This window comes from Streptomyces sp. NPDC012935 (assembly GCF_042900345.1).
Classification (GTDB): domain Bacteria; phylum Actinomycetota; class Actinomycetes; order Streptomycetales; family Streptomycetaceae; genus Streptomyces.
The window spans coordinates 82,727-108,062 of the sequence record NZ_JBIBBC010000023.1; the positions used below are offsets into that span (position 1 = coordinate 82,727).

The following is a 25,336-nucleotide window of genomic DNA, read 5'->3' on the forward strand; positions in this document are numbered from 1 at the left end:
GGGTTTCAGTCACGCATCCAGGGCTACCCGCAGAGCATGTCCCCTAGATATCGCAACGGTTCCAACCAGGCCGGCACGGCCATAGCGATCGTCGCTGACGTCATGGCCCTCATCCTGGGCATGTGGATCCTGATGTACCTGCTGGACGCCAACCGGGCGAACGACTTCGTCCAGTTCGTCCATGACGCGGCCCGCTGGCTGGCGGGTTGGTCCCACGACCTGTTCACCTTCGACGAGGAGTGGGCGAGGGTCGTGGCGGGGTACGGCCTGGCGGCGGTCGTGTACCTGTTCGTGGGTCACGCCATCGCCAACCGGGTCCACCGCCACTGACCTCGACGTCAGCCGCAGCAGTCCGGGTCCAGGCCCGTCGGCAGGCGATCCCCACCGAACACCGTGCATGTCGCCTCATGCCCACCCAGCGCGGCGACGGCGAGCAGGAGCGACCCCGCCGTCCAAGTCGTGAGCTCGCGCGGCCAGATGGCGGCGTCCTCGAAGACATAGCCCGTCCAGTACAGGCCGCTCTCCGGGTCCCGCAGGTGCTGGATCGACTGGAGGATGTCCAGCGCCCGGTCGGACTCGCCCATCGCCCACAGGGCCAGGGCGAGTTCGGCCGACTCGCCGCCCGTCACCCACGGGTTGGGTACGACGCACCGCACCCCGAGTCCGGGGACGACGAATCGGTCCCAGCTTTCCTCCATACGCGACTTGGCCTCGGCGCCCGTCAACGCCCCGCCCAGCACCGGGTAGTACCAGTCCATCGAGTAGCGGTTCTTGTCGAGGAACCGCTCGGGGTGGCGACGGATCGCGTGCCGTAGCGCACCCGCCGCCAACTCCCAGTCCGGCTGGGGCTCTTCGCGCTGCTCGGCGATCGCGAGGGCGCACCTGAGCGCGTGGTGGATCGACGACGAACCGGTCAGCAGCGCGTCCGGCGTCGCCGTGCCGTCGTCGTCGCGCCGCCAGCCGATCTGCCCGCCCGGCTGCTGGAGCTTCAGGACGAACTCGATGGCCGCGTAGACGGACGGCCACATCCGGTCCAGGAACGTGTCGTCGCCGGTGGCGAGATAGTGGTGCCAGACGCCTACGGCTATGTAGGCGACGAAGTTGGTCTCGCGCCCGGAGTCGGTGACGTCGTCGTGGGCCCCGTCGGCGTAGGCGGCGTACCAGGAGCCGTCCTCGTTCTGGTGGGTGGCCAGCCAGCTGTACGCCCGCTCGGCGGCGGCGTGTTCACCGGCCGTGTCCAGCGCCATCGCCGCCTCGACGTGGTCCCACGGGTCGAGGTGGTGCCCACGGAACCACGGGATCGCCCCGTCCTCCCGCTGTACGGCGAGGATCCCTGCGACGGTCGCGGCGGCCTGCTCGGCGGTGAGGACCCCGGGCAGGACGAGGTGTTCTGTCCGGGGGGTCGTCACTTGGCGTCCACCCGGGGGAGGTGGGGCTTGGTCGCGTACGCCACGAAGCTCTTGCCGATCAGGGGGTTGAGAGCCTGTTCGGCCACCCTCGTCGCCAGCGGTTTCTTCATGATGTCCCAGACCAGCAGCTTGTGGTACGCCCGCACCGGCAGCGCCTTGTCGTTGTCGACGCCGAACGCGCACTTCAGCCACCAGTACGGCGAGTGCAGCGCGTGCGCGTGATGCGTGCCGTACGGCTTCAGTCCGGCCTCGCGGATCTTGGCGAGCAGCTCGTCCGCCTTGTAGATGCGGATGTGGCCGCCCTCTACCTCGTGGTACGCGTCGGAGAGCGTCCAGCAGACCTTCTCGGGCCCGTAGCGGGGCACGGTGACGGCGATCCGCCCGCCGGGCTTCAACACCCGCACCATCTCGGCGAGTACGCCCTTGTCGTCCGGGATGTGCTCCATGACCTCGGAGATGATCACGACGTCGAAGGACTCGTCGGGGAACGGCAGCGCGAGCGCGTCACCCTCCATCGCCGTGGCGGTGGCGCCCTCGGGGGCCTCTCCCGCCTCCTCCATCGCCGCGAACCACTTCGCGACCTCGCGGATTTCCTCGGCGTTCTGGTCCAGCGCCACGACCTGGGCACCGCGCCGATAACACTCGAACGCGTGCCGGCCGGCCCCACAGCCGAGATCCAGAACACGGTCCCCCGGGGCGAGCGGGAACCGGGAGAAGTCGACGGTCAGCACGTGGCCCTGCTTTCGCGGTCGGAAGGGTGGGGGTGGAGGGAGCAACTGGAGGAGGTTGAGCGGCTGAGGTGGCGGGAGTGGGTGGGCGGGTGGACGACGGTCACTGGGCGGCCTCGGACACGCGCACGGTTTCGCCGGCCCCGGCGGCCGCCGCGGCAGCCTCCGTCACTTGCGCGGCCTCTCCGACCCTGGCGGCTTCCTCCGGCCCCGGCACGGCGTCGCCCGCCGTCACGGCGACCTCGACCTCCGTCATCCGTATGGCATCGCCGGACTGCGCAGGCTCGGTCGTCTTGCCTGCCTCGGCCCCCCTGACCGGCTCGGCCTCCGGTGCCGGCATGGAGCGGCCGGTGCTCGGGCCCGCGGCGCGGCCCGCCTCGCGGCCCTCCGAGCGGGCTATGGCCTCGCGGTAGCGGGACACCGTCCCCTCCGCCGCCTTGGCCCAGGTGAAGTTGCGCAGGACCCGGTCGCGTCCGGCCGCGCCCAGGCGGTCACGGAGTTCGGGGTCGCCGAGCAGGCGGCTCAGGCCGGCGGCCAGGGCGCCCGGGTCGCCCGGCGGCACCGCCAGACATGTCTCACCGTCGCGGCCGGCGACCTCGGGAATCGCCCCGCCGGTCGTGGCGACGAGCGGCGTCCCCGTGGCCATGGCCTCGGCGGCCGGCAGGGAGAAGCCCTCGTAGAGCGACGGCACGCAGGCGACCTGCGCCGAGCGCACGAGGTCGACGAGCTCCGCGTCGGAGATGCCCTTGACGAACTCGACGGCGCCTTCGAGGCCGTAGCGCTCCATGGCCTGCGCGACCGGGCCCTCCTCGGGCCGCTTGCCGACCACGACCAGGTGGGCGTCGGGATGCTCGGTGCGGACCTTGGCGAGGGCCTCGACGAGGAAGACCAGGCCCTTCAGCGGGACATCGGCGCTGGACGTCGTCACGATGCGGCCCGGGATCTGCCGTACCGAAGGATCCGGCGAGAACAGGTCCGTGTCCGCGCCGATGTGCACCACGTGGATACGGTCCTGCCCGACGCCGAGATGGTCGACGATCTCCGCACGGGACGTACCCGACACGGTCAGCACCGACGGCAGCCGGCGCGCGACCCGCTTCTGCATGCGCGTGAAGGCGTACCAGCGGCGTACGGACATCCGCCGCTTCCAGCCCTCCGCCGCGTCCAGCTCCAGTTGCCGGTCGACGGTGATGGGGTGGTGGATGGTGGTGACGAGGGGTGCGCCCACGTCGCCCAACAGGCCGTATCCCAGCGTCTGGTTGTCGTGTACGACGTCGAACTCGCCGCGCCGGGCGCGCAGATGGCGGCGCGCGCGCAGCGAGAACGTCAGCGGCTCGGGGAACCCGCCGGTCCACATGGTCGCCACTTCCAGCGCGTCGACCCAGTCGCGGTACTCGTCACGCTTGGGCGTGCGGAAGGGGTCGGGCTGGCGGTAGAGGTCGAGGCTGGGGAGCTCGGTGAGGGTCAGGCGGCCGGCGTACTGCGCACCCTCGTCGAGGACGGGGTAGGGCTGCGAGCCGATGACCTCGACGCGGTGTCCGAGGCGGGCCAGTTCGCGGGAGAGGTGCCGGACATAGACGCCCTGGCCACCGCAGAACGGGTTCCCTTTATAGGTGAGAAGCGCGATGTCGAGCGGTCGCTCGCCGTCGGCGGCAAGGTCCGTCGGGGACCCGGCCTCCCTGGCCTCAGCGGTCACTCTGGGCCCCCTTCTCCCTGCACTGTCCCGCGAGATTACGCCGGGACGCTAATCTAGAACAAGTTTCAGACTTGATCGTTCAAGAGGCTCTGAATCTACCGGCAGGTAGCGCCGCTGTGAGCGATGGATCAGGTGATTCACGCCACGGCCCACGCGCTGGCATGCTCTGTCCGGTCACTCACCCTCACCGACTGTCACGGAACGGGATCCATGCCTGCGGAAGTCAGTAGCGCGAGCCCCGCCTCACCGCCCCTCACCGAGCGGCAGGAGGCCCGCCGTCGGCGCATTCTGCACGCCAGTGCGCAGCTCGCCAGCCGGGGCGGTTTCGACGCGGTGCAGATGCGCGAGGTCGCGGAGTCCTCGCAGGTGGCGCTCGGCACGCTGTACCGCTACTTCCCGTCCAAGGTGCACCTGCTGGTCGCCACGATGCAGGACCAGCTGGAGCACATGCACGGCACGCTGCGCAAGAAGCCGCCGCAGGGGGAGACGGCGGCCGAGCGGGTCGCGGAGACCCTGATGCGGGCCTTCCGCGCCCTGCAGCGCGAGCCGCACCTGGCCGACGCCATGGTCCGCGCCCTGACCTTCGCCGACCGTAGCGTCTCCCCCGAGGTCGACCAGGTCTCCCGGCAGACCACGGTGATCATCCTGGACGCGATGGGCCTGGAGAACCCGACGCCCGAGCAGCTATCCGCGGTCCGCGTCATCGAGCACACCTGGCACTCGGCACTGATCACCTGGCTGTCGGGCCGCGCCTCGATCGCCCAGGTGAAGATCGACATCGAGACGGTGTGCCGGCTGATCGACCTGACGAGCCCGGAAGGGCACAAGTAGGTTCCACGCACAGGAAAACCTACGAGACGGGTTCCCTTCGCCGGCATTGTCCGGATCAGGTGCTGGGGGTCGCCTTCCGGCCCAACTGCTGCCTTCCGGCCTCTCAGCCCGGACCGTCGACGTCGGCCCTGGCGGAAGCCGTGTGCTTCCTGCCTGAGTCGGCTACTCCGGTTCGGACTCCCTCACTCGTCCCGTAGGCCAATTTCCAGGATAGAACGCCCACCCAGGGATGAAACCCCCTGAAGCATATTTTTTTGCCGTTTACTCCACCGCCTGCTCCACCGCCTATTCCTCCGGTGGAAACACCGGCTCCCCGCTCCCCAGCAGCGTGATCACGATCGCCTCCACCGGGCAGCTCTCCGCCGCCGCCAGGATCGTCTCGTTCGCGTCGGTCTCCGGGTCGGCCGGATGGGACTGGCGGGCGGTGTCGAGGCGGAAGCCGTCGGGGGCGTGGTGGACGCACTGGGCCGAGCCGATGCACACCGACCGGTCGACCTCGACGTGCCAGCGGTCGCCCATCCCTACGCCTCCCAGCCGGCCGGCAGGTGGATCATCTTGTGCTCCAGGTACTCCCCGTACCCCTCGGGCCCGAACTCCCGCCCCAGGCCGGACTTCTTGTAGCCGCCGAACGGGCCCAGCATGTCCAGGCTGAAGGTGTTCACCGAGTAGGTGCCGGTACGGACCTGGCGGGCGATGTCGATGCCGTGCGCGGTGTCGGCCGTCCAGACGCTGCCGCTCAGGCCGTAGTCGGAGTCGTTCGCGATCTTGACGGCCTCGGACTCGTCGCCGTAGGGCAGGAGGCAGATCACCGGGCCGAAGATCTCCTCGCGGGCGATGCGCATCGAGTTGTCGACGTCCCCGAAGAGGGTCGGCTCGACGTACCAGCCCTTCTCCAGCCCCGCCGGACGCCCGCCGCCGGTCAGGATCTTCGCGCCCTCTTCCTGTCCGATGCGGATGAAGTCGAGGTTCCTGCGCTGCTGGCGCTGCGCCACCAGCGGGCCGACCTGGGTCGCCGGGTCCAGCGGGTCGCCGACCACCAGCGCGCCGGCCGCCGCGGCGAAGGCCTCGGCGAACTCGTCGTAGCGGGAGCGCGGGAGCAGGATGCGGGTCTGGGCCACGCAGGCCTGGCCGTTGTTCATCCAGGCCGCCGGGACGACACCGGCGACGGTCGCCTCGACGTCCGCGTCCGGCAGGACCACGGCAGCCGACTTGCCGCCCAGCTCCAGCGTCACGCGGGTGAGGTTGCGGGCCGCGACCTCCATGACACGCTTGCCGGCCGCCACCGACCCGGTGAAGGAGACCTTGTCGATCCCCGGGTGTCCGACCAGGTACTCACTCACCTCGCGGTCCGCCGGGAGGATGGACAGCACACCCTCGGGCAGCCCGGCGTCCTTCGCGATCTCGGCGAGGAGGTAGGCGTCGAGCGGCGACTCCGGGGACGGCTTGAGGATCACCGTGCACCCGGTCAGCAACGCGGGCGCGAGCTTGGCGGCGGCGACGAACTGCGGGACGTTCCAGGGCACGACGGCGGCCACGACCCCGACCGGCTCGCGCCGCACGAGGATCTTCCCCAGCACGCCGTCGCGTGTCTCCTCGTACGGGAAGTTCCGCGCGACCGTGATCGCCGAGTCCCACACCATCATCGCGCCGAGCGCCTGCGCGAGGACGCTCCAGGAGTACGGGGAGCCGTTCTCGGAGGAGATCACTCGGGCGATCTCCTCGTGCCGCACGGCGATGGCGTCCTTGATCCGGGTGACCACCTCGATCCGCTCGTCGAGGCTCATCCGCGGCCAGGGCCCCTCGTCGAACGCCTTGCGCGCCACCGCGACGGCCCGGTCGACGTCGGCCGGCGAGGCGTGCGGCACGCGTCCGATGACCTCTTCCGTGTGCGGCGAGATCACCTCGATGACGTCCTTGCCCAGGGGGTCGGTCAACTCCCCGCCGATGAACAGCTGTCCGTGTTCCACGAGCTCGGTCATGGCGACTGCCTCCCCAGAGCGGGACTCTGACGATCCATCAGATACACGGAACTGATACCAGTTCCACCCGGAGGAGTCCACGGAGAGCACACACCTCGCCCCTACGCTGAGCGGGACAGCGAGGGGGCATGGGATGGCTGCGCGCGGGCGCGACTGGGCGGCGTTCGCCACGGCCATGGCGGTGGGCGTCGGCGGCGCCGCATGGATGGCATCAACCTGGGGCGACGTCAAGAGCGGCAACGGGGTGTCCGTGCACCGGGAGACGAAGAGCCCCGAGGAGATCAGGAAGTTCTGGACTCCCGAGCGCCTCAAACGGGCCGAACCCGTCGAGATGCCGGCGTGGGATTCCTGCGAGCACTTCCCCACCCTGCTCTCGCCGAACTGCTGGTAGACGACAGGGGTAGATGACTCGAGCTCCCATCGGAACCTGTTCTAGTTATAGTGGGCCGGTCGGCCGGAAAGTGTCGCGGCGATTGGGGAGCCCATGGCGCAGGTGTACGACCACGGCGGTGGCGTGCGGTCCATCCAGGTCCCCATCCCCGACAACCCGCTCGGACACACCCTTGTCTACGTCGTCGACACCGACCGCGGCCCGGTGCTGATCGACACCGGCTGGGACGACCCGGCCTCCTGGGACACCCTCGCCGAGGGCCTGGCGGCCTGCGGCACCGCGCCCGCCGGCATCCACGGCGTGGTGATCACCCACCACCACCCCGACCACCACGGCCTGTCCGGCAAGGTGCGCGAGGCCTCCGGCGCCTGGATCGCGATGCACGCGGCGGACGCGGCGATCGTACGGCGCACCCGCACCACCCGACCGGAGCGCTGGTTCTCCTACATGGCGGCCAAGCTCACGGCGGCCGGAGCCCCGGACGCACACGTGGCCCCCCTGCGCACGGCCCGCCGCCCGAGCACCCTGCCCGGCTTCACCCCCGCCGCCCCCGACCGCGAGATCGTCCCCGGCGAACTCCTCGACCTCCCCGGCCGCCGCCTGCGCGCGATCTGGACCCCGGGCCACACACCGGGCCACGTCTGCCTGCACCTGGAGGAGGACCACCCATCCCAACTTCCCGGCCACGGCCGCCTGTTCTCCGGCGACCACCTGCTCCCCGGGATCACCCCGCACATCGGCCTGTACGAGGACCCCGACGACACCACCGTCACCGACCCCCTCGGCGACTACCTCGCCTCCCTCGAACGCGTCGGCCGCCTCACCCCCGCCGAGATCCTCCCGGCCCACCAGCACACGTTCACCGACGCCCCCGCCCGCGTGAGCGAGTTGCTGAACCACCACGAGACCCGCCTCACCGGCCTCCTCACCCTCCTCGCCGCCCCCCTCACCCCCTGGCAACTCGCCGAACGCATGGAGTGGAACCGGCCGTGGGACCAAATCCCCTACGGATCACGGAACATCGCGATCGCGGAGGCCGAGGCCCATCTGCGGCGACTGGTGAAGCTGGGGCGGGCTGAGGCGGTGGCGGGGAGTGAGCCGGTGACGTACGTGGCCGTGTGAGGCGTCACCCCTGCGAAGCATCACCATGGACGCCATGGACCCCATGGAACTGCTGCTCGCCGAGCGAGCCTGCGAGCGCCTCGTCGTCGACTTCGTCCACCGCCTCGACCTCGGCGAACCGGCCTCCGTCGCCGAGCTGTTCACGCAGGACGGCACGTGGGAGTGGCCGGCGGGAGAACGGCTCGTGGCGGGGCGGGACGCGCTGGCCGAGTACTTCGGCTCCCGTCCCGCCGACCGGCTCTCGCGCCGTCTGATGTCCGACGTCCTCGTCACGGTGACGTCCCCCGGCACCGCGACGGCGACCTCGTACTTCACGACGTACCGGGTCGACGGCCACGAGGGCGGCCTGGTCCCGCCGGGGCCTCCGGTCCAGGTGGGTCACTACGAGGACACGTTCCGCAGGTCGCCGGACGGCACCTGGCTGCTCTGCGCCCGAGTCCTCCACCTGGCCTTCGGCGGCCCGACCCCGCGAGCGTCCGCGGGGCCTCCGTCAGGCCGCCCCGGGTGAGGGCCGAGGGGTCGGCGAGGAGGGCGGCGAGCATCGCGCCGGCCGGCGCGGCGTACCGCTCGTCCGCCGGGGCCGCCTGCGCGAGGATCACCGCGGACATGCCCCAGTCCAGACCCGGGTCGCCCTTTCGGCCGCATGGGGATCACGGGGAGGACCGGACGGCTGCTCGGTTCGGGGCGCAGCTACCCCCGTCCTCAACCTCCCCTCAACCTCCCCTCAGCCACTTCCCTACGGGCCGGTAGAGTGACCGCGTCGTCATCACACCCGTACGGGGGAAAGCCGGTGCAAATCCGGCGCTGACCCTCCCCCAGTGCCCTAAGGGCCTGGGAGGGACCCCCTCGTGAACCGGTCATCGAAGGCCGGTGAGCCGGATCGCCGCGTACGGGACAGTGACCGGCTCACGTGCACCGGCAGCCTGCCGGAGCGCGGCACCGTCGAGGTATACGGAGCCGAGCCGCCGGGGGTTTCCCCTGTGCTGCCCGGTTCCCCTTAGGGAAGGGCACCCGCCGATCATGTACGTCCGCCGCAGCGCAGCGGCCCTGGCCGCCACCGTCGTGATCGGCGCGGCCGCGCCCGCCGTAGCCGCCGACCCGACCCCCTCCACGTCGCCGTCGAAGGCGTACCCCGCCGAGCTGTACGGCGACTCCGACCCCAAGTACGACGGCGTCTGGCGCCAGTCCCTCGCCCTGCTCGCGCAGGACACCGTGGACGTGAAGCCGGCGAAGGGGGCGGTGGACTGGCTGGTCGGGCAGCAGTGCGCGAACGGGGCCTTCGCGCCCTACCGCGCCGACACGAGCGCGGACTGCGGCCCGAAGGATCTCATCGACACCAACAGCACCGCCGCCGCCGTACAGGCGCTGGCCGCGCTCGGCGGGCACGACCTCGCGGCCGACAGGGCGGTGTCCTGGCTGAAGTCGGTCCAGAACAAGGACGGCGGCTGGGGCTACACGGCGGGCGGGGCCACCGACACGAACTCGACGTCGGTCGTGGTCGGCGCGCTGGCCGCAGCGGGCGAGAAGCCGGCGGAGGTCGTCAAGGGCGGGAAGTCCCCGTACGACGCCCTGCTCGAGCTGGCTCTGCCCTGCAAGGGCAGCGACGCCGGTGCCTTCGCGTTCCAGCCGGACAAGAAGGGCGGCCTGGCCGCCAACGCGGACGCGACCGCGGCGGGTGTCGTCGGCGCGCTCGGCAAGGGTCTCGTGGTCAGCGCGGGCAAGCAGTCGGACCCGTCCTGCAGCGACGCCGGCTCCGCGACCCCTGAGCGGGCCGCGGCCAACGGCGCCGCCTACCTGACGCAGGCCCTCGCCAAGGACGGTCACCTGACGTCGGCACTCCCGGGCGCCGAGGACCAGCCCGACTACGGCAACACGGCCGACGCGGTCGTCGCCCTCGCCGCGCAGAGCGGGGCGGGCGCCGCGCAGAAGCCGTTGCGCTGGCTGGAGCAGAACTCCGCGAAGTGGGCCGCGCAGAGCGGCCCGGCCGCCTACGCCCAGCTGATCTTCGCCGCCCACGCGACGGGCGCCGACCCGCGTGGCTTCGGGGGCACGGACCTGGTCAAGCAGCTCAACGCGACCGGCCCGGCACCGCAGTCGGCGCCGAACGGGTCGGTGACGGCGTCGGCGAAGGCCTCGGACAAGCAGGAGGGCGACGACAACGGCTTCGGCGTGTGGTGGTTCGTCGGCGTCTGCCTTGTCGCGGGCATCGGCGTCGGCTTCCTGCTGAGCGGCCGCAACAAGGCCAAGCGATCGTGATCCGCCGCGCTCTCACCCTCCTCCTGGTCGCGCTGGTCCTCGTGACCGGCGCGGCCCAGGCCGCCCAGGCGGCCGGATACCGCTACTGGTCGTTCTGGGACCGCGACGGCGCCAAGTGGACGTACGCGACCCAGGGCCCCTCCACGGCCCGGCCCTCCGACGGCGACGTCCAGGGCTTCCGCTTCGCGGTCAGCGAGGACTCGAAGGACGCCGCCCAGCCGAGCGGCGCGGCAGAGTTCGAGGTGATCTGCGCGCGGACGCCCGCACAGGACGGCAAGAAGCGGGTGGCTCTCGTCATCGACTTCGGTACGGCGGCCGACGCCCCGTCGGGCGAGACGCCCCCGGCCCGCCGCACCGTATGCGCCCGCGTCGCCCCGGACGCGACCACGGCAGAGGCCCTGGCCACCGTGGCCAAGCCCCTCCGGTACGCCACGGACGCGCTGTTGTGCGCGATCGGGGGCTATCCGGAGAAGGGGTGCGGGGAGCAGATGGCCGGGGGCGACAAGTCGACGGCGTCCGAGGGGACGCCTTCCGAGCAGGCGTCCTCCGCGAAGAAGGACGCCTCGGACGACGGTCCGTCGCTGGGGCTGGTGGCGGGGATCGGAGTGGTGGCGGTGCTGGGCGCGGCAGCGGTGTGGCAGGCGCGGCGGCGGCGGACCTGATGGCAAGCCGCCCCAGCCGGCCTGCGGGCATTCGTGCCGCCGGGGAGGTGCCCGTCCCGAAGGGAGACGGCACCCCGCCGGCGCCGGCAGGCGGCCCCGTCCCCAAGCCGCGTCCCCGCGCACAGCTCCACCCCGGCGCCTGGTGGCTCTGGGCCCTGTCCCTCGGCACCGCGGCCACCCGCACCACCAACCCCCTCCTGCTCACCCTCCTCATCGCCACGTCCGCCTACGTGGTGGCGACCTGCCGCCCGAACGCCCCCTGGGCCCGCTCCTACTCCGCGTTCGTCAAGCTCGCCCTGGCCGTCCTCCTGATCCGCCTCTTCTTCGCCGTGGCCCTCGGCTCCCCCATCCCCGGCACCCACGTGATCGTCACCCTTCCCGAAGTCCCCCTCCCCGACTGGGCCCAGGGCATCCGCCTGGGTGGAACGGTCACCGCCGAGGCGCTCGTGTTCGCCCTGTACGACGGCCTGAAGCTGGCCACGCTCCTGATCTGCGTGGGCGCGGCGAACGCCCTCGCCAACCCCACCCGCCTGCTGAAGTCCCTCCCGGGCGCCCTGTACGAGATGGGCGTGGCGGTGGTCGTCGCCCTCACTTTCGCCCCCAACCTGATCGCCGACGTCCAGCGCCTGCGCGCCGCCCGGCGTCTGCGCGGCCGACCCGATCGCGGCATCCGCGGCCTCCTGCACGTCGGACTCCCGGTCCTGGAGGGCGCGTTGGAGCGCTCGGTCGCCCTCGCCGCCGCGATGGACGCCCGCGGATACGGCCGCACCGCCAAGGTTCCCGCCCCGGTCCGCCGCACCACCACCGCGCTCACCCTCGGCGGCCTGCTGGGCGTCTGCGCCGGAACGTACGGCCTGCTCACCGCCCAGGGCGCCACCTACGGCCTGCCCGTCCTCCTCGCCGGGCTGGCCGCCGCGCTGGCCGGACTCCGGCTCGGGGGCCGCCGCACCCCTCGCACCCGCTACCGCCCCGACCGCTGGGACGCCCGCGCCTGGCTGGTGACCGGCTCCGGCGTCGCGGTGGCCGCACTGCTCACCCTCGCCGCCTCCCGCGACCCCGAGGCGCTGCACCCCGGTGTGGTGCCCCTGGTCGCCCCGGCCCTCCCGCTGTGGCCGGCGGCGGCCGTACTGCTGGGCCTGCTGCCCGCCTTCGTGATCCCCAAGGAGCCGTCGTGATCCGCTTCGAGGACGTATCGGTGACCTACGACGGCGCCGTCGAACCCACCGTGCAGGGCGTCGACTTCGAGGTGCCGGAGGGCGAACTCGTCCTCCTCGTCGGGCCGTCGGGCGTGGGCAAGTCCACCGTCCTCGGCGCCGTCAGCGGCCTGGTCCCGCACTTCACCGGCGGCACCCTGCGCGGCCGCGTCACGGTGGCCGGCCGCGACACCCGCACCCACAAGCCGCGCGAACTCGCCGACGTGGTGGGCACGGTCGGGCAGGACCCCCTGTCCCACTTCGTGACCGACACGGTCGAGGACGAACTCGCCTACGGCATGGAGTCGCTGGGCCTCGCGCCGGACGTGATGCGCCGCCGTGTCGAGGAGACCCTCGACCTGCTCGGCCTCACCGACCTCCGGGCCCGCCCCATCGCCACCCTCTCCGGCGGCCAGCAGCAGCGCGTCGCGATCGGCTCGGTCCTCACCCCGCACCCCAAGGTCCTCATCCTCGACGAGCCGACCTCGGCCCTCGACCCGGCCGCCGCGGAAGAGGTCCTCGCGGTCCTCCAGCGCCTGGTCCACGACCTCGGCACCACGGTCCTCATGGCCGAACACCGCCTGGAACGTGTCATCCAGTACGCCGACCAGGTCGTCCTGCTCCCCTCGCCCGGAGCGGCCCCCGTCCTGGGCACCCCGGCGGAGGTCATGGCCGTATCGCCGGTGTACCCCCCGGTCGTGGCCCTGGGCCGCCTGGCGGACTGGTCCCCGCTGCCCCTGACGGTCAGGGACGCGAGGCGAAAGGCGACGAACCTACGGCAACGACTTGAGGGGCGGGACGACAACGCCCTAAAGGGGCGCGGGGAACTGCGCGACCAGCCACAACCGACCAGCACCCGCGACGAGTCCGCACCCCCCACCCCCCTGGGCGCCACCCCCCGCTGGTTCCGCCGCAAACGCACCGGACCCACCCCACCCTCCCCCCACTCGGCCGAAGTACAGGCCCTGGCCGTAACCCGCGACCGAATCCAAGCCCTACGCTGCGTCGACCTGACCGTCACCCCCGGCGAAACCATCGCCCTCATGGGCCGCAACGGCGCCGGAAAATCCACGCTCCTCAACACCCTGGTCGGCCTCGTCGAACCCTCCGCCGGCACGGTGCACGTAGGCGGAGCCGTCCCGCACCGCACCCAGCCCCGCGACCTCGTACGCAAAGTGGGCCTCGTCCCCCAGGAACCCCGCGACCTGCTCTACGCCGACACGGTCGCGGCGGAGTGCACATCAGCCGACGCCGACGCCGGCGCAGCACCGGGCACCTGCCGCGCCCTCGTCTCCGAGCTCCTCCCGGACATCCCGGACGACATCCACCCGCGCGACCTCTCCGAGGGCCAGCGCCTCACCCTGGCCCTGGCCGTCGTCCTGACCGCCAAGCCGCCCCTTGTCCTCCTCGACGAACCGACCCGCGGCCTGGACTACGCGGCGAAGGCACGCCTGCTCGGCATTCTGCGCGGGCTGGCCGCGGAGGGGCACGCCATCGTCCTGGCCACCCATGACGTGGAGCTCGCCGCCGAACTGGCGCACCGGGTGATCCTCCTCGCCGACGGCGAGGTGATCGCGGACGGCGCGGCGGCGGACGTGGTGGTCGCCTCCCCTTCCTTCGCCCCGCAGGTGGCCAAGATCCTGGCCCCGCAGAAGTGGCTCACGGTCGCCCAGGTACGGGAGGCGCTGGCATGAAGGCCCACGCCCCGCACCCCGCTCCCCGAACCGGAGCCGCACGCCCCGCCCGCCAGGCCCGAGCCGTCCGCCTCGGCCCCCGCTCCATCGCCGCCCTGGCCCTCGTCAGCGCGGTCGGCGTCGCGGCGTTCGGCTGGCCGTTTCTCACGCCGCCCAGCTCCCAGCTAAGCGCCCACGCCCAGGACGCGCCCTGGCTCTTCTCGGCGCTGCTGGTCCTTCTCGTCGCGGTGGTCGCCGCCACGATCTCCGAGTCGGGGCTCGGCCCCAAGGCGGTCGCGATGCTCGGCGTCCTGGCGGCGACGGGGGCGGCGCTGCGGCCGATCGGGGCGGGTACGGCCGGCCTCGAGCCGATGTTCTTCCTGATGGTGCTCAGCGGGCGCGTCCTGGGCCCGGGCTTCGGGTTCGTGCTCGGTGGGGTGACCATGTTCGCGTCGGCGCTGCTGACGGGCGGGGTGGGTCCCTGGATGCCGTTCCAGATGCTGGCGATGGGCTGGTTCACGATGGGCGCGGGCCTGCTGCCGGGCCCGGACCGCCTGCGCGGGCGGGCGGAACTGCTGATGCTGGCCGTCTACGGCTTCCTCGCGGCCTTCGTCTACGGCACGATCATGAACCTCGCCGGCTGGCCCTTCATGTCCGCCCTGGCCTCGGACGTGGCCTTCGACCCCGAGGCGGCCGTCCCTGCGAACCTGGCTCGCTTCGTGGCGTACTGCCTGGCGACCTCCCTCGGCTGGGACCTCGGCCGGGCCCTCGTCACCGTCGTCCTGACCGTCACTCTCGGCCCGGTGATCCTCAGGGCGCTGCGCCGTGCCACGCGCCGGGCGGCATTCGAGAGCCCGGTCACATTCGACGCTCCCACAGGGTGAGGGGCCACGCGCGGTCCGTGATCCACACGGTGAACCACCCCACATGACTCACATCACCTACGATCCGCCTTAGTCGGACAAATCGGATGCCATGTGCATGCCGAAACCCGGCCTGACCTGCGCACTGAGAGCCACCTCACACGGGGCTCCACTCCCCCGCATACGACCACAACTAGCAAAAGGGCCCATTGCGGACACCTTCCGGGCCTGTTTCTCTGGACGACGTCGCACGGCGCCGACGTGCCCTCAGGGCCGCGGCGCCGACGTACGCCCCCGCCTCGCATCGCGTGGTTCCGGCTTGCCTGCGGCCCCTGTCCCCGAAGAAAGGCTCTCCGTGTCCGCGATTTCCACCTTCCGCCGCATCTCCGCCCCGAAGAAGGCCCTCGCCGGTGCCGCCCTGGCCGCCACGGCCGCCGGCACCCTGTTCGCCGCCGCGCCCGCCCAGGCCGCGTCGACCGAGGCCGGCTCGGCGCAGAAGGTCGCGAAGAAGATGATCTCGGACTCGGCCCAGTACCAGTGCTTCTCCAAGATCGTCGATCACGAGAGCGACTGGAACGTGAACGCCACCAACTCCTCCAGCGGCGCCTACGGCCTCGTCCAGGCCCTGCCGGGCGACAAGATGGCCTCGGCCGGCTCGGACTGGAAGACGAACGCGGCCACCCAGATCGAGTGGGGCCTGGACTACATGAAGGAGCGCTACGGCAGCGCCTGTGGCGCCTGGGACTTCTGGCAGTCGAACGGCTGGTACTGAGCCGACCCCGCCGGACCCTGAACCGAAGGCGGCGGCCCCCGATCCCCGGGGCCGTCGCCTTCGCCATGCGTACCACGTGTATTGACCGGTGTGCCGACGGAGCCGTCTCGGGGGAGGCAGGAACGGGGCGTAGGGATAAGGGGTGCTCCTGCCTCCCTCGGGACGGGCCGACGGCGCCGGGAAGCCGTCGGCCCGAGTGTGGCGCCGTGCGTCCTCAGCCGGCGGTCACCTGGAGTTCCTTGACGCCGTTGATCCAGGCCGAACGCAATCGGCGCGGGTCACCGACCAGTCGCAGGCCGGGCATGGCGTCGGCCACGGCATTGAAGATGAGGTCGATCTCCAGGACCGCGAGGGACTTGCCGAGGCAGTAGTGGGGACCGCCCCCGCCGAAGCCCAGGTGAGGATTGGGGTCACGCGTGATGTCGAAGGTGTCCGGCTGGTCGAAGACCTCGGGATCGTGGTTCGCCGAGGCATAGAAGATTCCTACCCGCTCCCCCTTCCTTATGCGCTTTCCGCCCAACTCCGTGTCCTGAGTGGCCGTCCGCTGGAAGGAGACGACGGGCGTCGCCCAGCGGACGATCTCCTCGGCCGCCGTCGCCGGGCGCTCCCTCTTGTACAGCTCCCACTGCTCGGGGTGGGTGAGGAAGGCGTGCATCCCGTGCGTGATGGCGTTACGGGTGGTCTCGTTGCCGGCCACCGACAGCATCAGCACGAAGAACCCGAACTCGTCGGAGCGCAGGTTGCCTTCGTCCTCCGCCGCCACCAGCGTCGTGACGAGGTCCTTCGCCGGGCACTCCTTGCGGTCGGCGGCCATGTTCATCGCGTACGAGATGAGTTCGGTGGCCGATTCCTGCCCGACCTCCTCGGTGATGGCGTACTCGGGGTCGTCGTACGCGATCATCTTGTTGGACCAGTCGAAGATCTTGGCCCGGTCGTCCTGCGGGACGCCGATGAGCTCGGCGATGGCCTGCAGGGGCAGTTCGCAGGCGACCTCGGTGACGAAGTCGAAGGGGCCGGAGTGCTGCCGGGCGTTGGCGGCGATCGACAGCGCCCGCGCGTGCAGACGTTCCTCCAGCGCCCGGATGGCTCGCGGGGTGAAGACGCGCTGGACGATCTGGCGGACCCGGGTGTGCTCGGGCGGGTCCATGTTCAGCAGGATCAGTCGCTGCGCGTCGATGGCGTCGCGCTCGATGTGTTCGTTGAAGCGGATGATCGCGGTGTTCAGTGAGGACGAGAACAACTCCGGATGCGTGGATACGTACTTGACGTCCGCGTGCCGGGTCACCGCCCAGTAGCCCTCGTCCTGGAACCCGGCCACGTTGCCCGACTGCGGGATCCAGCGGACCGGTTCGGCCCGGCGCAGCTCGGCGAACTCCGGGAGGGGTACGCGGTGGTGCAGCACATCGGGGTCGGTGAAGTCGAACCCGTCGGGAAGCGCTGGACAAGGCATCGGCAACTCCAGCCATCTAGCCATGTAGCCATCTGACGGACCATCAGAACAAGGATTGCCGCGAAGGTAGTAACGGGTTCTACAAGTGGCAAGAGGCACGGCACCCCGAATTGCGTGCGGGATTCGTGCAGATCTCCGCAGATCAAGACTTCAGACGCTGCACGACTCTTGCGGCAGTCGACGCGCTGTCAGCAGACTGCAAATGGAACTAGTACGTGTTCTAGTTCCGCGTGGCGGGGCCGGCCGGGACGCCCCCGCGCCGCGCGGGTAACCGAGGAGAGGACACTCCCCATGGCCGCGGAACCCGTGATCGTCGAAGCAGTACGCACCCCCGTCGGCAAGCGCGGCGGCGCGCTCGCCAACCTCCACCCCGCCTATCTCCTGGGCGAGACGTACCGCGAACTCCTGGGCCGCACCGGCATCCCCGCCGACGCGGTCGAGCAGATCGTCGGCGGCACGGTGACCCACGCCGGCGAACAGTCCATGAACCCCGCGCGCACGGCCTGGCTGACCATGGGCCTGCCGTACGAGACGGCCGCGACCACAGTCGACTGCCAGTGCGGGTCCTCGCAGCAGGCGTCGCACATGACGGCCAACATGATCGCGGCGGGCGTCATCGACGTCGGCATCAGCTGCGGCGTCGAGGCGATGTCCCGGGTGCCGCTGGGGTCCGGCTCGAAGCACGGTCCTGGCAAGCCCTTCCCCGACGAGTGGAACGTCGACCTGCCCAACCAGTTCGAGGCGGCCGAGCGCATCGCCCGCCATCGGGGGCTGACGCGCGAGAACGTCGACTCGCTGGGGCTGGTGTCGCAGGAACGCGCGGCGACGGCGTGGGCTGAGGAGCGCTTCAAGAGGGAGACGTTCGCCGTCCAGGTCCCGACCACCGAGGACGAGCAGCGCGCGGGGCAGGGCATGTGGCGGCTCGTCGACAAGGACGAGGGGCTGCGCGACACGTCCATGGAGGCCCTGGCGAGGCTCAAGCCCGTCATGCCGACGGCCGTGCACACGGCGGGCAACTCGTCCCAGATCAGCGACGGCGCGGCGGCGATCATGTGGGCGTCCAAGCGGATGGCTCGCGCCCTGAAGCTGCGGCCCCGTGCGCGGATCGTCGCCCAGGCGCTGGTGGGCGCCGACCCGCACTTCCACCTCGACGGACCGATCGACGCGACGAAGGCCGTGCTGGGCAAGGCCGGGATGTCCCTCAAGGACATCGACCTCGTCGAGATCAACGAGGCGTTCGCGTCGGTGGTGTTGAGCTGGGCTCAGGTCTTCGAACAGGACCTGGAGAAGGTGAACGTGAACGGCGGCGCGATCGCCCTCGGGCATCCGGTGGGGGCGACCGGGGCCCGCCTCATCACGACCGCCCTGCATGAACTGGAGCGGGCGGACAAGGAGTTCGCGCTGGTGACGATGTGTGCGGGCGGGGGGCTCGCCACCGGCACGATCATTCAGCGGTTGTAGCCCAACCCAGGAACGCGTTGAATGCGGCGGGGTCGAGGGTGACGATCGGCCCCGCCGGGTTCTTGGAGTCGCGGACGGCGATGACGGTGTGCGTTTCACCGACCTCGACGCAATCGCCGCCCTGGTCGCCGCTGTGCGTCGACTTGCTCCAGGTCAGTGAGCCGGTGGTCGCGCATTCGACGCAATCGCCGCCCTGATCACTGCTGCGCGAAGACTTGCGCCACGCCAAAGCACCGAGCGGCGCGCATTCAACGCACTGACCTCCCTGGTCGCTGCTGTAGGACGACCTACGCCACGGGGTCCCCGCCGGAATCGCGTTGCTCGCCATAGCGCTCCTCCCTTACACGCCGGATCAGCTCCGCCGAGTCCTTGAGGGAGAGGGCGGCAGCCTGGAGATGATCGTATCGGAGCGAGCAGTCCCCGACGGTGTCCGGATTGGCCGTCGGATGCCCGCTGCCGTAGCTCTCCGTGTAGACAATGGTCGGATCGCTCGCAAACCGGTAGAGGTCAAACGAGCCTGTCAGCCCTGCATGCGCACCCGCCGCGAACGGCAACACCTGGATGTTGATCCGAGGATTGTTCTCGAAGGACAACAGGTGGGCGAGTTGCTCGCGCATGACCTCCCGGCCGCCGATCTCCTGGAACAGCGCCGCCTCACCCAGAATCGCCCAGAAGAGCGGCGGGTCGCCCTTCTCAAGGATGCGCTTACGCGCCAGCCGTACCTCGGTGCGGTCGTCGAGGTCGGTTTCGTCCAGGACGCCGAGCACGGCACGGGCGTATGCCCTGGTCTGGAGGAGACCGAGAACCATGTGGTCCTGGAAGGAGCAGATCTCGATCGCCCGCGCCTCCAACTCCGCCACCTGCTGAAACCAGGCCGGAAGTTGACTGCGCATCACCAGCTCATGCAGCCGGGACAGCGACCCGCCCGTCCCCAGCGCGACATCCACCCGCTCACTGAACGGCAACGTCGGCAGCTTCCGTGCCGTCTCGATCTGGCCGACCAGCGACCCCGTGCAGTACACGATGTCCCCGAGCTGCTTCTGGGTCAGCGCGGCGGCCTCGCGGTAGCGGCGTAGTTCGAAGCCGTAGTAGTCGAGTGGCGAGGCGCCCGGGTCGAGGGTGTGGATGTGGGTCACGCAGCGGCCCCTCTCAACGCAACTCGGCCCACTTCTGGACCTGTTGTATCCGTTCGGTAGCCCAGAGTAGTTGCGCCAGGTCACGCTCGTACCGTGAACGGATACATTCCCCCCACCTCCCTGGTCCCCTTCCGTGCCCAGTACCGGCTGCGCCTCACCGCCGGCGCGCACTCGGCCCGGCACATCCGCACCATCGCCCGCTCGCTGCTCGCCGAGTGGGCGATGCCCGCACTCACCGACGCCGTGGAACTCGGCGTGACCGAGCTGGTCGCCAATGTCGTACGGCATGTTCCGGACCGCCGGTGCGAGGTGCTGATCCTGCGGCGGCCGGGCGGGGTGCGGGTCGAGGTGACGGACGGCTTCGCTCAACTGCCCGCGTTCGCCGTGCAGTCGGGGCCGGACGACGAGGGCGGCCGGGGGCTCCTGCTGCTGGACGCGGTGGCCGGCAAGTGGGGTGTGGATCCGGTGGCGGACGGCGGCAAGGCGGTGTGGTTCGAGTGCTGGTGCGGAAGTGGCTGGCCGGCCTGAAGCGGAGGGGAGACAGCCACTTCATCGGCCAGTAAACGCTCTCACTCGATTCGACGTCTTCGATCACGTGGCCCAAGCCGACCTCACCCGCACCCGCACCCGCCCGAGCGCCCCGCAGCAGGCACCCCCTGCCCGGGAGCGGCTGCTGGACACGATCTGGGCCCGGTACCGAATACCCCTGCTGGCCACGCTCCCCACCGTCCCCCTCTATGCGATCTGGGCCCTCTTCCTCGCCACCGGCGGTGGTGACCTGGCCGCGCAGGACGCGTGGACCGGCTTCGCCACCCAGCACGGCGGTTCGGCCTACAACCTGTTCTGGTACGGCGGCACGCACACCGCCAACTACAGCCTGATCTCGCCGTACCTGATGGCCGCGCTCGGCGTCCGCACGGTCACCGTCGTGTCCGGCCTCGCGGCCACCTGGCTCGCGGCGGTCCTCATCACGCGCGCCAAGGGCATCCCGCGCCCCCTCGGCCCGGCCCTCCTCGCGGCCTTCGCCCTGTGGTGCAACGTGGCCTCGGGCCGCACCACCTTCGCGCTCGGTGTGGCCTTCGGACTCGCCGCCTGTCTGCTGCTGACCCGTGAGAAGCGGCTCGTCCTCGCCGCCGCGTACGCCGCCCTCGCGACGATGGCGAGCCCCGTGGCAGGGCTGTTCCTCGTCGTCGTGGGGGCCGCGTTCCTCCTCACCCGCGAGTGGGCCCGCGCCCTCACTCTCCTGCTCCCGCCCGCCGTCACCGTCGGCGTGACGACCCTCCTCTTCCCCTTCAAGGGCGAGCAGTTGATGTTCGCCGACCGAATATGGCCGCCGTTCTTCCTGGGCCTGGCCGTCACGTTCCTCGCCCCGCGCTCCTGGCGCGTGGCCCGCTGGAGCGGTGCCGTATACGCGGCCGGCGCGGTCCTGACGTATCTCATCCCATCCCCCATCGGCACGAACGTCGAGCGCTTCGCCGAGCTGTTCGCGCCCGCTGCCCTCCTCGCCGTCCTGGTGGCCCAGCCCCGTCTCGCCAAGGTCCGCCGGAACCTGCTGATCGCCGCTCTCGTCCTCTCGGTCGGCTGGGTCACCAAGAAGACCGGCGACGACCTGTACGTCTCCACCACGGTGCCCGCCTGGGCCGCCGAGACCCACGGAGTGGTCCGCGCGCTGGACCACCTCGGCGCCGACCGCACCCGCGTCGAGGTCGTGCCGGCCCGCAACCACCGCGAGGCCAGCGGGCTCGCCCCGCACGTGAACATGGCCCGCGGCTGGAACCGCCAGCTGGACATGGAGCGGGCCCGCCTCTTCTACGACGGTTCCTTCTCCGCGGCGACCTACCGGAAGTGGCTGGACCGCTGGGCCGTCGGTTACGTCGTCCTCCCGCTGGGCAAGCCGGACGGGTACGCCAAGGTCGAGGCCCGGCTCATACGCGAGGACCGGCCCGAGTGGCTGGAGCCCGTGTGGCAGGACGAGCACTGGCGGATCTTCCGGGTGCGGGACGCCGTACCCCTCGTCTCCGATCCCGCGAGCGTCGTCTCGACCTCCAGCGCCGACCTCGTCGTGCGCATGTCCCGGTCCGGATCGGCGACCGTGCGGGTCGCCTACTCCCCCTGGCTGCACGCCGACGGCGGCGGCTGCCTCACCCGGCAGGGCGAGTTCACCCGCCTCACCGTCACCGCCCCCGGCACGTACCGGATCAGCTCGGAGTACGCGCCTTCGCCGGAGCCGGGGAGTCACTGCTGACCTTCTCGGCCTGTGCCGCCACCATCCGGGCCCGCGGCCCCTGGAAGAGGTACGTCATCCCGAAGCCCGCGCCCACGACGGCCGCACCGCCGACCGCGTCCAGGACCCAGTGGTTGCCGGTCACGACGATCGCGGTGAGCGTGAACAGGGGGTGGAGGAGGCCCAGGGCCTTCATCCACCACCTCGGGGCGAGGACGAGGATCACCAGGCCGCACCACAGGGACCAGCCGAAGTGCAGGGACGGCATCGCCGCGTACTGGTTGGTGAGTTCGGTGAGGGTGCCGTAGTCGGGCCGGGAGAAGTCCTGCGGGCCGTGGACCGTGTCGATGAAGCCCAGGCCCGGCATCAGGCGCGGGGGTGCCAGGGGGTAGAGCCAGAAGCCGATCAGGGCGAAGACGGTGGCGAAGCCGATGGCCGTGCGGGCCCAGCGGTAGTCGACGGGGCGGCGCCAGTAGAGGACGGCGAGGATGGCGAGCGGGACGCCGAAGTGGAACGACTCGTAGTAGAAGTCGAAGAAGTCGCGGACCCAGTCGACCTGTACGACGGCATGGTTGGCCCAGCGCTCGATGTCGATGTGCAGGGCACGTTCGATCGAGTAGATCTCCTCGCCGTGTTCCTCGGCGGTGACCCGGCCGGCCGAGTTGGAGCCGCCCGCGGCTGCCAGCCGGATCTGGGCGTAGGCGTAGTACGTGACCCGGATGAGGAGCAGCTCGAAGAGCAGGTTCGGGCGGGTGATCACCCGGCGCAGGAACCCCACCAGCGGGATGTGCCGGAAGCGGGACGGCACCGGCGTGGCGTACTGGGTGGGGATCGGCGTCTGCCAGTACTGCGACGTGCGGGACAGGAAGGGCACGACGGCGGCCGTGGCGAGCGCGGCCAGAAGGACGAGGTCGGCGCGCAGCGGGTGGAGGATCACCTTGTCCGGCACCATCATCCGCGCCGGCAGCGTCATGATCAGGATGACGGCGACCGGCCACACGTACCGGTCGGAGTCCCGTTTGCCGACCTGGCCGACGATCGCGAGCAGCACCCACAGCAGCTGGTGCTGCCAGGCGGTGGGGGACACGGCGATCGCCGCGCAGCCGGTGATCGCCACCGCCAGCAGGAGCTGCCCGTCATGGGCGTAGCGAACGGCCCGGCGCAGCGCGAGGACGGCGACGGCGGCGCCGAGGAGCAGGAAGAGGGCGATCTCCAGCGGGCCGGTCAGGCCCAGCCGGAGCAGGGCGCCGTGCAGGGACTGGTTGCCGAGGTCGTCGGCCCGGCCGCCGAGCCCGACGCCGGCCATGTGGTGCACCCAGTAGGTGTACGAGTCGCGCGGCATCGCCGCCCACGCGAGCGCCGTGCACGCGGCGAACGTGGCCCCGGTGGAGAGCGCGGCCCGGCGCCGGCCGGTGAACCACAGCAGCGGGGTGAACAGCAGCAGGGTCGGCTGCAGCGCGGCCGCGACGCCGATGAGCACGCCGCTGGTGCGCTCGCCGCGGACGGCGAAGCAGCCGAGCAGCACGAGCAGGACCGGCATGATGCTGGTCTGGCCGAGGTAGAGGGTGTTGCGCACCGGCAGCGAGAGCATCAGCAGGCTGATCGCGACGGGCGCCGCGAGCAGCGAGGTCCTGCGGCTCACCGGCTGCGGCAGAGCGCGGGCGGCGACCAGGCCGAGGGCGACGACGAGCAGGAGGGTGCCGAACGTCCAGCCCCAGCCGAGGGCCTGTTCGGCGGCGCGGGTCAGCGGCTTGAGGGCGAGCCCGCCGAACGGCGTACCGGTGAACTGCGTCGAGTCGTACAGCGAACCCTTCACATGCAGGACGCCGTCCGCCCCGACCCAGGTCTCCAGATCCGTCAGCCGCTCCCCGCGCGGCGTACTGAGGACGACGGCCACCTGCCGTAGGGCGAGCACCGCGGCGACCAGCCACAGGCCGAGCCGCGCCACGCGCACACGTGCCTGGACCGTGCCGACGGCCGTGGCTCCGAGTGCCTCCGCCGGTCGCCCACCGTGATCCGCATTCGCCACGCCTCGTCGGCCTCCCGCCCCGGTCGTCACACACGTCCCACGCGTCAGGAATCCTTACGAACCCTATGCGGCTCGCACCCCCGCAGAGAGAGACGCAGGCAACCCCGACTTCACCTGACGTCCGCTCTCCTTTTGTCCGGAGACGATAGTCGGGGGGCGGTTCGCCCGCCTCCGGTGGGTCACCCCGGAGGGGCGGAATCGATCACATCGCCGGGCCCCGGCCACGGAACCGCGTCATCCGCCGTACCGTCTGAACGGCCGCCGTCACGGTGGTGGAGGGGCTTGCGGGGAGGGAGGGGCTGCGCGATGGCGGACTTACTGCGGGCAGGTGCGGGCAGGCGGGTTCTGACGGTCGTCCTGGCGTTGCTCGCCCTCCAGCTCGGCCAGCTCGCGGCGCCCGCCTGGGCGTGCGGCTGCGGGGCCATGGTGCCCGGCGACGCGGCGCGCGTGGCGGTCGGGCGTGAGGAGTCCGTCGTGCGGTGGGACGGGGCACGCGAGCAGGTCGTGATGCGGCTGACCGTCGGCGGGGACGCCGAGCGGGTCGCGTGGATCATGCCGGTGCCGCGCCGGGCCACGGTCCGCCTCGGAGACCCGGCCCTCTTCGACGAGCTGCACACCATCACGGCCCCCGTGCACCGCACCCGCCACCACTTCTGGCCCCAGGACGGTGACTGGCCGCTGGTGAGCGGCGGCGACGGCACCGCGGGCGCCCCGCCGCCCCCGCCCGGCGCCGGCTCTCCGGTGGGCGTCGTCGGCCGCCAGCGGCTCGGCCCCTTCGACGTGGCCCGGCTGACCGCCACCGATCCCGGCGCCCTGGACGGCTGGCTGGACAGCAACGGCTTCGCACTGCCGCCCCGCCTGACGGAAGCCCTGCGCCCGTACGTCGACAAACGCTGGGAGTACGTGGCCGTCAAGCTCACCCCGCAGACCACCGGCACCCCCCTCACCGGCACTCTCGACCCCCTGCACCTCACCTTCCGCACCGACCGGCCGGTCTACCCGATGCGCCTGTCACGCCTCGCGGACACGCCCCAGTCCCTGGGCCTGTACGTCCTTGCCGCACACCGCATGGAACCTGCGTCCCCGATCGGCGGGGAGCGCCCTCGCGTCACCTACGCGGGCCGGGTCACGCAGCGGACGGGCCCGCTCGCCGAACTGGCGGCAGGCACACCGTTCCTCACCGCGATCGGCCAGGAGTTCCCGTATCCCGAACGCATCGTGGGCGACCACGAGCTGCGCCGCGCGCCGGCCGACGACCCCTTCCAGCAGGTGATCCACGAGGACCGGCTGCGCACCGTGGCCGGATTCCCGGCGTGGCTGCTGACGGTGACGGGCGGTCTCGCCCTGACCGTGGCGACGGCGGCCTGGTTCGCCGTGCGACGCACCTGGCGGCCGGAGCTGCCGACACCCCCGGCGCAGCCGCCTGCGCCCGGCACCTGAATCGACCATCCTGGTATCACC

Annotated in this window: 24 protein-coding genes and 1 riboswitch; of the genes, 15 read left to right on the forward strand and 9 right to left on the reverse strand. The window is 71.4% G+C overall.

Annotated elements, in window-relative coordinates; genetic code table 11:
• Positions 1 to 36: 36 nt before the first annotated feature.
• Positions 37 to 330: a hypothetical protein gene (locus ACFY5C_RS36835; protein ID WP_328428111.1), complete on the forward strand. Its 294-nt coding sequence runs from the start codon at positions 37 to 39 to the stop codon at positions 328 to 330.
• A gap of 8 nt (positions 331 to 338) precedes the next feature.
• Here the strand turns inward: ACFY5C_RS36835 and ACFY5C_RS36840 are convergent, their stop codons facing one another.
• From ACFY5C_RS36840 to ACFY5C_RS36850, 3 genes are all read right to left on the reverse strand, one after another.
• Positions 339 to 1,409 (reverse strand): prenyltransferase, encoded by a 1,071-nt coding sequence (locus ACFY5C_RS36840; RefSeq protein ID WP_389453234.1) that lies wholly within the window; start codon positions 1,407 to 1,409, stop codon positions 339 to 341.
• Complete coding sequence (locus tag ACFY5C_RS36845; RefSeq protein WP_389453236.1) at positions 1,406 to 2,140, reverse strand: class I SAM-dependent methyltransferase; 735 nt, start codon at positions 2,138 to 2,140, stop codon at positions 1,406 to 1,408. Before ACFY5C_RS36845 ends, ACFY5C_RS36840 begins: the two co-directional genes overlap by 4 nt.
• A gap of 100 nt (positions 2,141 to 2,240) precedes the next feature.
• A complete protein-coding gene (locus ACFY5C_RS36850; RefSeq protein WP_389453239.1) occupies positions 2,241 to 3,833 on the reverse strand; it encodes a glycosyltransferase family 4 protein in 1,593 nt (530 codons plus the stop codon).
• A 210-nt stretch (positions 3,834 to 4,043) separates the two neighbouring features.
• On the opposite strand from ACFY5C_RS36850, the gene ACFY5C_RS36855 reads away from it, so the two are divergent.
• A complete protein-coding gene (locus tag ACFY5C_RS36855; RefSeq protein WP_389453242.1) occupies positions 4,044 to 4,664 on the forward strand; it encodes a TetR family transcriptional regulator in 621 nt (206 codons plus the stop codon).
• A 15-nt stretch (positions 4,665 to 4,679) separates the two neighbouring features.
• Positions 4,680 to 4,858: riboswitch (TPP riboswitch) on the reverse strand.
• Positions 4,859 to 4,949: 91 nt separating this feature from the next.
• On the opposite strand, the gene ACFY5C_RS36860 is transcribed toward ACFY5C_RS36855, so the two are convergent.
• Positions 4,950 to 5,183: a ferredoxin gene (locus ACFY5C_RS36860; protein WP_389453245.1), complete on the reverse strand. Its 234-nt coding sequence runs from the start codon at positions 5,181 to 5,183 to the stop codon at positions 4,950 to 4,952.
• Positions 5,184 to 5,185: 2 nt separating this feature from the next.
• Positions 5,186 to 6,643, reverse strand: coding sequence for an aldehyde dehydrogenase (locus ACFY5C_RS36865; RefSeq protein WP_389453247.1), 1,458 nt, complete (start codon positions 6,641 to 6,643; stop codon positions 5,186 to 5,188).
• A gap of 133 nt (positions 6,644 to 6,776) precedes the next feature.
• Between ACFY5C_RS36865 and ACFY5C_RS36870 the strand changes: the two genes are divergently transcribed.
• The 9 genes from ACFY5C_RS36870 to ACFY5C_RS36910 all read left to right on the forward strand — a co-directional run bounded on the left by ACFY5C_RS36870 (position 6,777) and on the right by ACFY5C_RS36910 (position 15,575).
• The gene (locus ACFY5C_RS36870; RefSeq protein WP_389453250.1) at positions 6,777 to 7,034 is read left to right on the forward strand and encodes a hypothetical protein; all 258 of its coding nucleotides are present in this window, start codon (positions 6,777 to 6,779) and stop codon (positions 7,032 to 7,034) included.
• Between the two features lie 93 nt (positions 7,035 to 7,127).
• Complete coding sequence (locus ACFY5C_RS36875; protein ID WP_389453253.1) at positions 7,128 to 8,156, forward strand: MBL fold metallo-hydrolase; 1,029 nt, start codon at positions 7,128 to 7,130, stop codon at positions 8,154 to 8,156.
• Between the two features lie 34 nt (positions 8,157 to 8,190).
• Positions 8,191 to 8,664: a nuclear transport factor 2 family protein gene (locus ACFY5C_RS36880; RefSeq protein ID WP_389453256.1), complete on the forward strand. Its 474-nt coding sequence runs from the start codon at positions 8,191 to 8,193 to the stop codon at positions 8,662 to 8,664.
• 512 nt (positions 8,665 to 9,176) lie between these two features.
• On the forward strand, positions 9,177 to 10,412 hold the full coding sequence (locus ACFY5C_RS36885) for a prenyltransferase/squalene oxidase repeat-containing protein (RefSeq protein ID WP_389453259.1): 1,236 nt from the start codon (positions 9,177 to 9,179) through the stop codon (positions 10,410 to 10,412).
• Positions 10,409 to 11,074, forward strand: coding sequence for an SCO2322 family protein (locus ACFY5C_RS36890; RefSeq protein WP_389453262.1), 666 nt, complete (start codon positions 10,409 to 10,411; stop codon positions 11,072 to 11,074). The genes ACFY5C_RS36885 and ACFY5C_RS36890 overlap by 4 nt, the downstream gene beginning before the upstream one ends.
• Complete coding sequence (locus ACFY5C_RS36895) at positions 11,074 to 12,249, forward strand: energy-coupling factor transporter transmembrane component T (RefSeq protein ID WP_389453265.1); 1,176 nt, start codon at positions 11,074 to 11,076, stop codon at positions 12,247 to 12,249. The genes ACFY5C_RS36890 and ACFY5C_RS36895 overlap by 1 nt, the downstream gene beginning before the upstream one ends.
• The gene (locus ACFY5C_RS36900) at positions 12,246 to 13,961 is read left to right on the forward strand and encodes an ABC transporter ATP-binding protein (RefSeq protein ID WP_389453268.1); all 1,716 of its coding nucleotides are present in this window, start codon (positions 12,246 to 12,248) and stop codon (positions 13,959 to 13,961) included. The genes ACFY5C_RS36895 and ACFY5C_RS36900 overlap by 4 nt, the downstream gene beginning before the upstream one ends.
• Positions 13,958 to 14,824, forward strand: a complete 867-nt coding sequence (locus ACFY5C_RS36905) for an ECF transporter S component (RefSeq protein ID WP_389453271.1) — start codon at positions 13,958 to 13,960, stop codon at positions 14,822 to 14,824. The genes ACFY5C_RS36900 and ACFY5C_RS36905 overlap by 4 nt, the downstream gene beginning before the upstream one ends.
• A 334-nt stretch (positions 14,825 to 15,158) precedes the next feature.
• Positions 15,159 to 15,575, forward strand: a complete 417-nt coding sequence (locus ACFY5C_RS36910; protein WP_389453274.1) for a transglycosylase SLT domain-containing protein — start codon at positions 15,159 to 15,161, stop codon at positions 15,573 to 15,575.
• Positions 15,576 to 15,789: 214 nt separating this feature from the next.
• Here ACFY5C_RS36910 and ACFY5C_RS36915 read toward each other — a convergent pair whose 3' ends face one another.
• Positions 15,790 to 17,025, reverse strand: a complete 1,236-nt coding sequence (locus ACFY5C_RS36915) for a cytochrome P450 (RefSeq protein ID WP_389453277.1) — start codon at positions 17,023 to 17,025, stop codon at positions 15,790 to 15,792.
• A gap of 291 nt (positions 17,026 to 17,316) precedes the next feature.
• On the opposite strand from ACFY5C_RS36915, the gene ACFY5C_RS36920 reads away from it, so the two are divergent.
• A complete protein-coding gene (locus tag ACFY5C_RS36920) occupies positions 17,317 to 18,486 on the forward strand; it encodes a steroid 3-ketoacyl-CoA thiolase (protein WP_389453280.1) in 1,170 nt (389 codons plus the stop codon).
• Here ACFY5C_RS36920 and ACFY5C_RS36925 read toward each other — a convergent pair.
• Positions 18,470 to 18,814, reverse strand: a complete 345-nt coding sequence (locus tag ACFY5C_RS36925; RefSeq protein WP_389453283.1) for a DUF397 domain-containing protein — start codon at positions 18,812 to 18,814, stop codon at positions 18,470 to 18,472. The genes ACFY5C_RS36920 and ACFY5C_RS36925 overlap by 17 nt on opposite strands.
• Positions 18,774 to 19,622, reverse strand: a complete 849-nt coding sequence (locus ACFY5C_RS36930; RefSeq protein WP_389453286.1) for a helix-turn-helix domain-containing protein — start codon at positions 19,620 to 19,622, stop codon at positions 18,774 to 18,776. Before ACFY5C_RS36930 ends, ACFY5C_RS36925 begins: the two co-directional genes overlap by 41 nt.
• A 93-nt stretch (positions 19,623 to 19,715) precedes the next feature.
• Between ACFY5C_RS36930 and ACFY5C_RS36935 the strand changes: the two genes are divergently transcribed.
• Positions 19,716 to 20,150, forward strand: coding sequence for an ATP-binding protein (locus ACFY5C_RS36935; RefSeq protein WP_389453289.1), 435 nt, complete (start codon positions 19,716 to 19,718; stop codon positions 20,148 to 20,150).
• 67 nt (positions 20,151 to 20,217) lie between these two features.
• Entirely contained in the window at positions 20,218 to 21,867 is a 1,650-nt protein-coding gene (locus tag ACFY5C_RS36940) for a hypothetical protein (protein ID WP_389453291.1), read from the forward strand.
• On the opposite strand, the gene ACFY5C_RS36945 is transcribed toward ACFY5C_RS36940, so the two are convergent.
• The gene (locus ACFY5C_RS36945) at positions 21,821 to 23,875 is read right to left on the reverse strand and encodes a phosphatase PAP2 family protein (protein ID WP_389453294.1); all 2,055 of its coding nucleotides are present in this window, start codon (positions 23,873 to 23,875) and stop codon (positions 21,821 to 21,823) included. The two genes, ACFY5C_RS36940 and ACFY5C_RS36945, sit on opposite strands and share 47 nt — an antisense overlap.
• A 306-nt stretch (positions 23,876 to 24,181) precedes the next feature.
• Here ACFY5C_RS36945 and ACFY5C_RS36950 point away from each other — a divergent pair, with 306 nt between their 5' ends.
• The gene (locus ACFY5C_RS36950) at positions 24,182 to 25,315 is read left to right on the forward strand and encodes a DUF2330 domain-containing protein (RefSeq protein ID WP_389453296.1); all 1,134 of its coding nucleotides are present in this window, start codon (positions 24,182 to 24,184) and stop codon (positions 25,313 to 25,315) included.
• The last annotated feature ends 21 nt before the right edge of the window (positions 25,316 to 25,336 follow it).